Below are 11,930 nucleotides of genomic sequence, written 5' to 3' on the forward strand. Positions count from 1 at the left end.
TGAGTCGTGAGGGCAGCACGAATGCGACTTAAGAGTTGGCATCGATACAACATGAAGGGCCGATTTCTCAACGCCCAAAATGCACATCTACGGGAATTTATTCTTCAGCCTACCACAATACCTTGCTAGCTCCGAAGGAGAAACTACTATATAGAGGCGCATTCTCGGGCAGCACTGCGGGGGAACTTTTGGATAACTATATCAATCTAATCAAACTTTCGGTCGGCACCGAAGGCGTCGAGGGCCTCGCCAAATGGCAGGCGCGCAAGGACGTGCGGACCAAGGACGGTCTGCCGCGCCATGTCACGCGGATGTGGCCCAAGCGCGAGGCCGAGATTCTCAACGGCGGCTCGATCTATTGGGTCATCAAGGGCGTCATCCAAGCCCGCCAGCGCATTATCCGGCTAGAGGAGATCACCCGCGCCGACGGCATCCGCCGCTGCGCCATCGTCCTCGACCCTGAGATCATCCGCACCCAAAACAGCCTGCGCCGCGCTTTCCAAGGCTGGCGCTACCTCAAACCCGAGGACGCCCCGCCCGACCTGCCCGAAGGCCGCGAGGCAGAGGCCGACCTGCCCGTGGAGCTGAACCGCGCCCTGGCCGAGATCGGCGTGCTCTGAGCCTCACGCGGCGTAGAGCGCTTCAATCTGGTCGCCGTAGAGTTCGTAGATTTTGGCCCGGCGCACCTTCATCGTCGCTGTCACCTCTCCGTCGTCGTGATCAAGCTCCTTGCGCATCAGCCAGACCTTCTTGACCTGCTCGACCCGTGCCAGATCGCGGTTCTGCTTGGCCACCTCCGCGTCGATCAATTCTTGCACCTTGGGATGCTCGGCGAGCGAGCGGAAGGTGGTATAGGCAATCCCCTGCCCCTCGGCCCAGAGCCGCACGGTGTCCATGTCGATCTGCACCAGCGCCGTCACATAGGGCCGCTTGTCGGCCACGGCCACGACCTCCTTGATGAAGGGGCTGGCCTTGATGACATTCTCGATATGCGCAGGCGCGAGGTTCTTGCCCGCCGCGTTGATCATGATGTCCTTTTTGCGGTCGATCAGGGTGATTGAGCCATCGGCCTCCTCGCGCCCCACATCGCCTGTGTGCAGCCAGCCTTCCTGAATGGTTTCGGCGGTGGCCTTGGGGTTCTTGTAATAGCCCTTGAAAATGGTCCCGCCCGAGAACAGCACCTCGCCATCCTCGGCGATGCGGGTGCGCACGCCACTGACCGGGAAGCCGATGCGCCCGTCGCATTGCCCCCATGAGCGCTGGATCGTGCCCACGCCCGAGGTTTCGGACATGCCCCATGCCTCGCGGATATTGACCCCGATGCCGCGCATGAATCCCAGCAGTTCGGCGCTGATCGGAGCGGCGGCAGAGATCGCAAATGTGGTGCGCCCCAGTCCCAGATAGCTGCGGATATGGCGGTAAACGAGCGTGTCCCAAAAGGCATGGGCCATGCGGTCCCCCGCGCTCCATTTGTCGCGCCGGATCATGCCGCGCCGCTGTGCGCCTTTCAGCGCCATCAGCGTCATCGGCCCTTTGATCCGCCCCGCGGTCTGCGCCTGCACCAGCACCCCCGCCTGCATCTTTTCCCAAATTCGCGGCACGCCAAAAAAGACCTGCGGCGCTACTTCGCGCAGATCAAGGGTGATGGTCCGAAGGCTCTCCCCGAAGTTCATCACGAATTGCTGCGCCAGCCCGTTGATCACCGTCACCGCCTGTTCGGCGATGTGGCACAGCGGCAGATAGCTCAGCACATCCGTCCCCGGCGGGTAGTCCCCGAAAACGTCACGCGCCACGCCGACGCCCGCGTGGATATTGCCATAGGAAATCTCCGCCGCCTTCGGCAGCCCGGTGGAGCCGGAGGTGAAAACCATCATCGCCGTGTCGTCGGGCTCGATCCCCGCCTGACGCGCGCGCAGATCGTCGGCGAGACCCGAAAGCCGCGCCCGGCCCCGCTCCAATAGCTCGTCGAAACTGATCAGCCCCAGCAGATCCTCGCCCCGCGTGCCCTTGGGATTGAAGATCACCAACTGCCGCAGCTGCGGCACCCGGTCGCCCAGTTCCTTGATCTTGTCCAGCTGCTCCTGATCTTCGATGAACAGCGCCGTGGTATCCGAGGCATTTACCAGATGCTCCAGTTCCGCCGCCGGACTGGTAGGATACATGCCCACCACGACCCCCGCCGCCGCGTTGATGCCGAACTGCGCCTGCACCCATTCGCTGCGGTTCTCGCTGAGAATGCCGACATGATCGCCCGCCTGCAGCCCCAGATCGACCAGCCCTGCGGCGGTGGCCTGCATGATCTCTTGCAAGCCCGCCCAAGTGATCTCGTTCCAGATGCCGAATTCCTTTTGCCGCATCGCCACGCCCGTGGGGCGGTTCTTGGCATGGTTGTGCACCATGCGGACCAGCGGCGCGAAGTCGCCCTTGAACTCGTCGAATGCCATGGCGGACCTCCCTAGCTGAGCCAGCGTTTGCGGCGCTTGTAATGTTTCACATCGCGGAAGGACTGCCGCGCGCCGCTCTCCTCACCCATGCCGAGGTAGAAAGACTGGATGTCCTTATCGCCGCGCAGCTTCTCCACGTCGCCCTCCATGACGATCTGACCGCTCTCCATGATGTAGCCGTAGTCGGCGACCGAAAAGGCCACCCCGGCGTTCTGCTCCACCAGCAGGATCGCGGTGCCGTCCTCTTGGTTCAGCCGTTTGATCGTGTCGAAAATCTCGGCCACCACCTTAGGCGCGAGGCCAAGCGAGGGCTCGTCCATTAAGATCAACTCAGGCCGCGCGATCATCGCCCGGCCAAAGGCCAGCATCTGCTGCTCCCCGCCCGAGAGATAGCCCGCGATCTGGCGGCGCCGTTCTTTCAACCGGGGGAAGAAGGCATAGACCTTGTCATAGTCCGGCTTCGCCTGCCGCCGGTCCAGCGCGTAGGAGGCGGCAATCAGGTTGTCCTCCACCGTCATCTCGCTGAAGATCCGCCGCCCCTCGCGCACGTGGAACAGCCCCTGCTGCACCAGACGGTCGGGTTGGATCGTCATGATCGACTGACCTTTGAAGCTGATCCGCCCCTCGCCGACCTCACCGTTCTCCAGCGCCAGCAGGTTGCTCGCCGCCTTCAGCGTGGTGGTTTTGCCCGCGCCATTGGTGCCCAGAAGCGTGACGATCTTGCCGTCGGGCACTTCCAGCGACAGCCCGCGCAGCGCCTGCACCGTGTGGTGGTAGGTCACTTCGATGTTCTCGATGGTCAACACGGGCGCCTCCTTTTTCTAGGGTTTGGGGCGCCCGCCGGACGCCCCGCGCTTATCAAACGGTGAACCAATCGGATTTGGGCGTGAACAGCCCATCCTCGGGGTTGTAGCCATAGACCCGGCCCGTCCCGATGGCGTTGTTTTCCATGCTCACCGGCCCGCCAAAGAAGCCACCCGAATCCCAGTCCGAGATTCCCGCCAGCTTCTCGGCGATATTGTCCGGCGTCAGTTCCAGCCCGGCCTCGGCGGTGTCGCGGAAGGCTTTCATGGCGATCTCCAGCCCGCACATGGTCTGGATCGCCCATGTCGACATGTAGTTCTCCAGCGGCGTGCCCGCGAACATCTGCTTGCTGAGTTCGGCATACTGCTGGTAGCGCGGCGCGTCTTCGCGGTCATAGAAATAGCGGTAGGGCATGACGCCTTCATAGCCCGCAAGGAAGGGCCCCGCTTCAGCGGTGATGCGGTCGGCAATCAGCTTTTCCATGCCCCAGAAAGTGCCTTTGAACTTGACCGGCAGACCAAACTGCCGCGCCCCGCCGATCAGCTGCGGCCAAACGCCGGTGACATAGCCCTGAAGGATGCAGTGATCCGCACCCGACTGCGCCAGTTTGGTGACATGCGTGGGGATATCCGCGCCTTCGGCCTTGGTGCTTTCCTCCAGCACGACTTCAAGGCCCAGTTCCTCGGCTGTCTTGCGGCCATGCTCAATCGGATCGCGCCCGAACTCGGTGTTGGAGAAGATGAAGGCGACCTTCTGCCCGCCCTCGTTCTTGATATTCTGCAGCAGGATGTCGAACTGGCTCTGATAGGTCGGGCCCGAGAGATACTGGTAGGGGTGGGTCGCCGGGTCTGCCAGTTCCGAGGCGAAAGAGGTCGAGCCCATGATGCGGGCGTTCTCGCCCTTGAGCTCGGGCGCGATCAGCTTCATCGCGCCGGTGCTGTCGGCAAAATAGCCGATCATGTTCTTGCCTTCAGAGGCCAGCGCCCGCTGGTAGTTGTTGAGCGCATTCTGCGGGACATAGCCCGAATCCTCGGTGACGAAGCGGATCGGCACGCCGGCCACGCCGCCCTCGTCGTTGAACAGCTTGGTCGCCATGGCGAAGGCGGGCGCGACAAGCTGGCCCGCGGTGGCGAAAGGCCCCGTAAGCGGCAGCGATGCGCCCAGCACGTATTCCTTGGGCTGGGCGCGCAGGATCATCGGCGTGCCCATGGCCGCCGTCGCGGCGGCCGTGGTGGCGAGGAAGGATCGGCGGTTCATGGTCATCTGGTCTTCTCCCTGGTGTGGCCTTGTGAATTCTTACCCGCGCGCAAACGGCCAACGGTTTGCGGCGCGCAGGATACGGTCGACGATCTGGTTGATGCCCAAGGGTTCCTTGAGCAGGAACAACACCAGCAGCACGCCAAAGGCGATCTGCTGCAAGGGCGCGCGCAATTGCCCCGCGCCGGCGCTGTCACCGGCCAGCGCGCCAAAGAGCACTTTGATAAGTTCGGGCACCATCACCACGATGATGACCCCGAAAACCGGCCCCATCGTGCGCCCCATGCCACCGATGATCAGCGCCGCCACAAGGTTCAGCGACAGCGCCAGTTCGAACTGTTCGGGCAGGATGCGGGCGTAGAAATAGGCGAAAAGCGCCCCCGCTAGGCCACAATACGCAGCCGAGAGGGCAAAGCTCATCAACTTGTAGCGCAAAAGCGAGATGCCGAGGATCTCGGCGGAATAGTCGCGGTCGCGAATGGCGATGAAGGCCCGGCCCACACGGGTGCGGATCAGGTTCTGCGCCGCCAGCAGCGACACCAACCCCACCGCCGCGATCAGGCCGAACATCTCGCGCTTTGTATCCAGCTCCCAGCCCAGCAGATTGGGCACATTGGTGTTGATCCCCACCATGCCGCCAGTCCAGGGGGCAAAGAGGTCTTCTTCGATCAAAAAGATCACGATGAAATTCGCCGCAAGCGTCGCCACGGCGAGGTAGAGCCCCTTCACCCGCAAGCTCGGCAGGCCGACCAACACGCCGACCGCCGCCGCCAGCGCCACGGCAAGCGGGACAGAAACAAAGGGCATCAACCCCGCCGGGATCACCCCGGCGCCGAGGTTACCGAAGATCGTCACCGCATAGGCACCGATGGCGACGAAGGCGCCATGGCCCAGCGAGACCAGCCCGGTATAGCCAGTCAGGATGTTGATCCCCACCACAGCGATCAGCAGGATGCCCATCTGGCTGGCGATCAGGATCAGGTAGTCGTTGCCGAACAGGGTGAAAAGCGCCAGCGCAAGGATCGATCCGTAAACGAAGGCCTGTTTGTAGCGGTTGTTCAGCACCCGCTCATCGGCGGCATAGCTGGATTTGAGATTTGCGTTGATCATATCCGCTCGACCTCTTTCTGCCCCATCAGGCCGTGCGGGCGCCAGATCAGCACCACCAGCACGGTGACGTAGGGCACGATCTCGGCCCAGCCGCCGCCCATCTGCCACTGGGTCATCGCCTCAAGCACGCCAACGACCATCGCCGCGATCAGCACGCCGACATAGCTGTCGAGCCCGCCCATCAGAACGATCGCCAGCACCGAAAAACCAAACAGGCCAAGGCTCGGCGAAATGCCGTTGCGAGTGGCGAGGATTGCCCCCGCTATGGCCCCGGTGGTGCTGGCCAGCACCCAAGCGCGGGAGAAGACCTTGGGCACTGAAATACCCATGGAATAGGCGGTCGACTGGTCCTCGGCGGTGGCGCGGATGGCGATGCCGCCCTTGGTGAACTTCACGAAGGCGACGATGCCACCGAAAAGCAGCAGAGCCACGACCATGTTCACCAGATCAGTGCCAAAGAGGAAGATCATCGTGCCGAACAACTCAAACCGGATCGGCATGTTGGGCGCGATGTAGGGCACGCTTGCCGCATCCGCCGTCCAGATCAACTGCGCCGCCCCCGACAGGATCGAAATCAGCCCCACCGTGACCATGATCATCGCAAAAATCGATTGCCCCATCAGCGGGCGCATCAACACCCGCTCAATGATCCGGCCCAGAATGGCGTTGCAGACCAGCGCCCCCGCCAACCCCAACAGGATGCGCGGCAGGTTCGCCACCCAGTCCAGCACCGCCGCCACGGGCGAGAACATCGGCAATTCGCCCCGCATCTCGACCATCCAGCCCGGTTGCCACGAGGCCAGCCATGCAGGCGCCCAAGGCTGTCCCGGCACAATCACCGCAAAGGTGAAATAGAAATAGGCCCCGAACATGATCAGGTAGCCGTGGGCGAAGTTGACCACCTTTGTGGCCTTGTAAACGCTGACGATCCCGACGGCGATCAGCGCATAAATCGCCCCCGCCATCAGCCCGTTGATCGCAAATTGAACAAACTGCCCCATTAGAACGCCTCCCCGTGCCGGACTCCGGAATTTTCAAAAAATTCCGGCCCGATTTCTTTGAAAGAAATCGTCATGCCGCTGCCCCCAGATAGGCTTCGATCACTGCCGGGTCTTTGGAAACCTCTTCTGGCGTGCCACTGGCGATCTGCTGACCGAAGTTCAGCACCACGATGCGCGAGCAGATATCCATCACCATATGCATGTCATGTTCGACCAGTAGGATCGTGGTGCCGAACTGCTCCTGCACGTCGAGGATAAAACGCGCCATATCCGCTGTTTCTTCGCGATTCATGCCCGCCACCGGCTCATCCAGCAGCAAGACCTTCGGCCGCATCGCCAGCGCGCGGCCCACTTCAACCCGCTTTTGCAGACCATAAGGCAGCATGGTGATCGGGTATTTGCGGATGTGGTCGATCTCAAGGAAATCGATGACCTGCTCTTCGATCTCGCGGCGCAGCTCCAACTCGGCCTTCTGCGCCGCGCCGAAATAGCGCAGCGCTTGCCAAACGTTGGTCTTGAGCCGCGTGTGGCCGCCCAGCTTGATGTTGTCGAGCACGGTCATCCCGCGAAACAGCGCGATATTCTGGAAGGTCCGCGCCAGCCCCAGCCCTGCGCGCCTGTCGGGGCTGAGCGTGGTGATATCCTGCCCGTCAAAAGACACACGCCCCCGGTCGGGCTTGTAAAACCCTGATATCGCATTGAAAAGCGAGGTCTTGCCCGCGCCGTTGGGGCCAATGACACCGGTGATCTCTCCGGCCCCGGCTTCGAAATTCACCCCCTGCAGCGCCTTGATGCCGCCAAAGGACAGATGCAAATCCTCAATCTTCAGCAATCGCCCACTCCCATGCGGCGACGGCTGCGGCCCCTCGCAAGGGGCGCGTGACATCCGATCATTGACGGATCCTCCCTATGTCCCGATCCCTGCCCCTTTTTGGCGGAGCTTGTGGTATCGGCCTGTTGACACTTTCACCCTATCCGAAGCGCGACATCTCGCAAGTCTCTTGATAAGGCGCGCGGCAAAGCGCCCCCGAGCCGGAGCGACTCGGAAGGTGCAATGCTATGGAAGGGAAGGGAAAAACCCGTGGCCGTGACGCTACGTCAGGTCAATTGCGCGATCAGGGATTTCAGCGCTTTGCGGCTGTGATCCTCTAGGGGCGCCATGCGCGAGCGCCAGAGTGTGGCCTGCGATTGCAGGATCAAACCGTCACTGAGGATCTTGAGGTGATTGGCGCGCAGCGTCTCGCCGCTGGAGGTGATATCGGCAATCGCCTCGGCGGTTTCATTCAGCACCGTGCCCTCGGTCGCGCCTTGGCTGTCGACCAGCGCGTAATCGGCCACACCGTGGGTGCGCAGGAACTCCCGCACCAACCGGTGGTATTTCGTAGCGATGCGCAGGCGGAAGCCATGTTCAGCACGGAAGGCCGCAGCGGCGGCATCCAGATCATCCAGCGTATCGACATCGACCCAAGCCTGCGGCACCGCGATGATCAGGTCGGCATGGCCAAAGTTCAATTCCTCCAGCGGCTCGACCAGCTGATCCCAAAGCGCCAGCTTCTCTTGCACCAGATCGGTGCCGGTCACGCCAAGGTGGATGCGCCCCGCCGACAGTTCGCGGGGGATTTCTCCGGCTGAGAGCAGGACCAGAGAGACATCCTCGATCCCCTCAACCTTGCCCGCATATTCGCGGTCGGAGCCGGTGCGTTGCAAGCTCACGCCGCGCGCGCCGAACCATTCAAAGGTCTTTTCCATCAGCCGCCCTTTGGACGGCACACCAAGTTTCAGCGTCATTGCCCGGCCTCCAGTTCCAGCATCAGACCGGGGCGCATCACACCGCCCACCGCCGGGATTTCATCGCCCTGCCCCAACCGCCGGGTCAGCGCGTCATAGCGCCCGCCAGAGGCGATGCTGGGCAGATCGGGGCGCGCCTCGGCCTTAAACGCAAAAACGAAACCGTCGTAATATTCCATCGAAGACCGCCCGTGGCTGGCCTCGAACAGCAGCGCATCGGTGTCGATCCCGCGCGCGCGCATCGCTTCGGCACGGGCGGCAACGCGGGCCACTGCATCGCCGATGGCGGGCATGTCGACGGCCAGATCACGCAGGCGGCTGAGCGCGTTGGGCAGGGTTTCTTTGATCTCTAGCAGCGCCTCAAACAGATCGACTTGCTGGGCGGAAATCGGAGCGGTCTTGGCATCCTCGCGCAGCGCCGCAACACGCGCTTCGATCTCTGCCTGCGACCGCAGACCGACCTTGGGGGCATCGCAGACCGCCTCTGCCTTGGCCAGCAACGCTTTGCGTCCGGCAGGCACAGGGGTGCGCCCCGCGTAGCGGTCCAGCAGCGCGCGAAAGCGGCGCGGGCGCCAGATGTGACGCATCAATGCCTGTTTGCGCGCGGGCGAGGTATCAAGCCCCTGAACCGCCGCCATCAACACGCCAATATCCCCCGTCACCGGGCGCACCGGCAGCCCCTGCATCGCCTCGGCGATCAGGGCGAAGACTTCGGCATCTGCCGCCGCAGGGTCGGCGCGATCAAAGACCTCAAAGCCAACTTGGATATATTCGTTGGCCCGGTTCGGGTCATGCTCTTGTCGCCGAAAGACCTCTCCCGAATAGGTATAGCGCGCAGGCTCGGCCCCATGGGCCATATGCATCTGCACCACGGGCACGGTGAAGTCGGGGCGCAGCATCTGCTCTCCGCGCAGCGCGTCCGAGGTGACATAGGCGCGCGCGCGGATATCCTCGCCGTAGAGGTCCAGCAGCGTGTCGGCAGGTTGCAGGATCGGCGGCTCGACGAGCACAGCGCCCTGCGCGTCGAAAATCGCGCGTAGCGACGCGGCCCGCGCCAGCGTTTCGGAACGTGTGGGCATCAGCTTGTCCGATCCAGAATATCGCGGACCGCTTTGATCAGATCAGCGCGGGGCACTTCATATTGGTTCTTGCGCTCTTTCCACTCATCATGGCTCGCCTCTTGCGCAAGCTGCGCGCCCAGCACCATGTCCTTGATCTGCACCACGCCGCGGTCTTTCTCGTCACCGCCTTCGATGACCACAACCGGGCTTTGCCGCTTGTCGGCGTATTTCATCTGGTTGCCGAAGTTCTTGGGGTTGCCCAGATACACCTCTGCCCGGATGCCCGCCTGCCGCAACTCGGCGACCATCGCCTGATAATCGGCCATGCGGTCGCGGTCCATCACGGTGACGACGACGGGGCCTTCAGGTACCATTCTTCGTTCGGCCCGCATAGCTAAAGCGGCCAGCAGCCGGTCAACGCCAATAGAGACGCCCGTCGCAGGCACTTCCTGCCCCGTGAAACGCTTCACTAGCCCGTCATAGCGCCCGCCGCCCGCGACCGAGCCAAAGTTCCGCGCGCGGCCTTTTTCGTCTTTGATCTCAAAGGTCAGTTCGGCCTCGAACACCGGCCCGGTGTAGTAGCCGAGGCCGCGTACGACCGAAGGATCAATCTCAACCCGGTCAGGGCCATAGCCACCCGCTGCCAAAAGGTCAGAGATCAGTTCAAGTTCATCCACGCCCTGCACACCGACATCGGAGCCCGCGACCAACTCACGCAGCCGCGCCACCGTCTCGGCACCTGTATCGCGTTTGGCCTGCATGAAGCCCATGACCACATCGGCCTGCGCGTCTTCCAACCCGGCGCCTTTGGTGAAATCGCCGCTGTCGTCTTTGCGGCCTTCGCCCAGCAGGGCCCGCACGCCCTCTGGCCCCAGCCGGTCCAACTTGTCGATGGCCCGCAGCACGATGCCGCGTTCGGTGTCTTTGTCGTCTCCGGCAAGGCCCGCAACTTCCAGCACCCCATTCAGCACCTTGCGGTTATTAACCCGCACGACATAGTCGCCGCGTGCGATCCCCACTTCTTCCAGACAATCGGCCAGCATCGCGCAGATCTCGGCGTCTGCCGCCACCGAAGGCGCACCCACGGTATCCGCATCGCACTGATAAAACTGACGAAACCGCCCCGGTCCCGGCTTTTCATTGCGCCAGACCGGCCCCATCGCATAGCGGCGGTAGGGCATCGGCAGATCGTTGCGGTGCTGGGCATAGACCCGCGCCAAGGGCGCTGTCAGATCATAGCGCAGCGCCAACCAATCACCGGGCTTGTCGCCTTCGGAATCTTCCTGCCACGCGAAAACGCCTTCGTTCGGGCGGTCCACATCGGGGAGAAATTTGCCAAGCGCCTCAACCGTCTCCACGCCCGAGCTTTCGAGCGCGTCAAAACCATAGCGGTGATAGACGGCGGCGATCTTGCTGAGCATCTCGGCCCGATGGGTCACCTCGGTCCCGAAATAATCGCGGAACCCCTTGGGGGTTTGCGCCTTGGGACGGGGGGTTTTCTTGGGCTTTGCCATGGCAAGGATCCTCGGTGCATCAATTGGCCTCGCGTCTAGCCCAAGCCCCCCGCAAGAGCAAGCAACGCGGCATCCCGCCCCTGTCCCGCGCCGCGCGACCGTGCTAGATCGCGCAAAAAGGATGCGCGTCATGACAGAACAGACCCCAGACCAAACGGCAGACCATATCAGCCGCCTCGAAGAGCAGATCGCCCATCTGACCCGCGCGGTCGACGATATGTCAGAGATCGTCACCCGTCAGGAGGATGAGATCGTCACCCTGAACCGCCGCGTGCATATGTTGATGCAGCGCGAGGGGGAACGGGATGCCTCAGGCGGCGGTGCGGTCGTCATGGGCGATGAACGGCCCCCGCATTACTGAGCCGCAGTTTCGCTCAATTCGCTGATTTCATTGCCACGGCGGCCACCGCCCCGTCATGCACCAACACCTCAGACCAACGTGCGGTCTGGCCCAAACGCTCATAGGCGTTGACGAAAAACACCGTTTTGTCGAGCGTACCAATCCGCTTGCCGCAGGGTTTGCCCTTGCCCACGCCACAGACACTGCCCTTGATCGCCTCATAGGCTGCGTCGGTCTCAGCGATGGGCAGGTTTTCCCCACCCGGGCCATAGTGCAACTGCTCATAGACCGAGGGTGTGCCGAACAAGACATTGGCCGCCGTCAACTGGCGCGCGCAATCATCCGCAAAACCGGTGATATAGAAACTGCGCGCCCCCGCGCTGCCGGGTTGCGAATCGAACAGCCGATAGCCCCGCGCCGCAGGTTCTTCGACCATCTTGCCCAAATCCTGCTCTTGCACATCACAGACGCGGGCGACCTCCCCAAAAGGCAAGGCGGTGCCAAAGCCGATCTCTGCAACCTGAGGCGCCGGCGCGGAGGGCGCCATGCCGCAGGCCGAGGGAAGCGCCGCCATGATCAAAAGGCCGATGCGTCGTTTCATGCTGTGCTCC

Annotated in this window: 12 protein-coding genes; 2 read left to right on the top strand and 10 right to left on the bottom strand. The window is 62.7% G+C overall.

Features of this window, described 5'->3' with window-relative positions:
- Positions 1-188: 188 nt before the first annotated feature.
- Positions 189-620, top strand: coding sequence for a DUF1489 family protein (locus J3456_RS10905; protein WP_349580275.1), 432 nt, complete (start codon positions 189-191; stop codon positions 618-620).
- 3 nt (positions 621-623) lie between these two features.
- Here the strand turns inward: J3456_RS10905 and J3456_RS10910 are convergent, their stop codons facing one another.
- From J3456_RS10910 to hisS, 9 genes are all read right to left on the bottom strand, one after another.
- Complete coding sequence (locus tag J3456_RS10910; RefSeq protein WP_349580276.1) at positions 624-2,444, bottom strand: AMP-dependent synthetase/ligase; 1,821 nt, start codon at positions 2,442-2,444, stop codon at positions 624-626.
- 11 nt (positions 2,445-2,455) lie between these two features.
- Entirely contained in the window at positions 2,456-3,250 is a 795-nt protein-coding gene (locus tag J3456_RS10915) for an ABC transporter ATP-binding protein (RefSeq protein ID WP_349580277.1), read from the bottom strand.
- Between the two features lie 52 nt (positions 3,251-3,302).
- Positions 3,303-4,511, bottom strand: a complete 1,209-nt coding sequence (locus tag J3456_RS10920) for an ABC transporter substrate-binding protein (protein ID WP_349580278.1) — start codon at positions 4,509-4,511, stop codon at positions 3,303-3,305.
- Positions 4,512-4,544: 33 nt separating this feature from the next.
- Positions 4,545-5,615: a branched-chain amino acid ABC transporter permease gene (locus J3456_RS10925; protein ID WP_067938217.1), complete on the bottom strand. Its 1,071-nt coding sequence runs from the start codon at positions 5,613-5,615 to the stop codon at positions 4,545-4,547.
- Positions 5,612-6,616, bottom strand: coding sequence for a branched-chain amino acid ABC transporter permease (locus J3456_RS10930; protein ID WP_067629500.1), 1,005 nt, complete (start codon positions 6,614-6,616; stop codon positions 5,612-5,614). The genes J3456_RS10925 and J3456_RS10930 overlap by 4 nt, the downstream gene beginning before the upstream one ends.
- A gap of 70 nt (positions 6,617-6,686) precedes the next feature.
- Positions 6,687-7,502: an ABC transporter ATP-binding protein gene (locus J3456_RS10935; protein WP_349580279.1), complete on the bottom strand. Its 816-nt coding sequence runs from the start codon at positions 7,500-7,502 to the stop codon at positions 6,687-6,689.
- A gap of 212 nt (positions 7,503-7,714) precedes the next feature.
- Positions 7,715-8,404, bottom strand: a complete 690-nt coding sequence (gene hisG, locus J3456_RS10940; RefSeq protein WP_349580280.1) for an ATP phosphoribosyltransferase — start codon at positions 8,402-8,404, stop codon at positions 7,715-7,717.
- Positions 8,401-9,483: an ATP phosphoribosyltransferase regulatory subunit gene (locus tag J3456_RS10945; RefSeq protein WP_349580281.1), complete on the bottom strand. Its 1,083-nt coding sequence runs from the start codon at positions 9,481-9,483 to the stop codon at positions 8,401-8,403. Before J3456_RS10945 ends, hisG begins: the two co-directional genes overlap by 4 nt.
- Positions 9,483-10,979 carry a histidine--tRNA ligase gene (gene hisS / locus J3456_RS10950; RefSeq protein WP_349580282.1) on the bottom strand — a complete coding sequence of 499 codons (1,497 nt, stop codon included), beginning with the start codon at positions 10,977-10,979 and terminating at the stop codon, positions 9,483-9,485. The genes J3456_RS10945 and hisS overlap by 1 nt, the downstream gene beginning before the upstream one ends.
- A 166-nt stretch (positions 10,980-11,145) precedes the next feature.
- Here hisS and J3456_RS10955 point away from each other — a divergent pair, with 166 nt between their 5' ends.
- Positions 11,146-11,340 carry a SlyX family protein gene (locus J3456_RS10955; protein ID WP_120352147.1) on the top strand — a complete coding sequence of 65 codons (195 nt, stop codon included), beginning with the start codon at positions 11,146-11,148 and terminating at the stop codon, positions 11,338-11,340.
- A gap of 13 nt (positions 11,341-11,353) precedes the next feature.
- Here J3456_RS10955 and J3456_RS10960 read toward each other — a convergent pair whose 3' ends face one another.
- On the bottom strand, positions 11,354-11,920 hold the full coding sequence (locus J3456_RS10960) for a hypothetical protein (protein ID WP_349580283.1): 567 nt from the start codon (positions 11,918-11,920) through the stop codon (positions 11,354-11,356).
- Positions 11,921-11,930: the final 10 nt, after the last annotated feature.

Origin of the sequence: Sulfitobacter sp. NFXS29 (assembly GCF_040148765.1) — a bacterium.
Classification (GTDB): domain Bacteria; phylum Pseudomonadota; class Alphaproteobacteria; order Rhodobacterales; family Rhodobacteraceae; genus Sulfitobacter.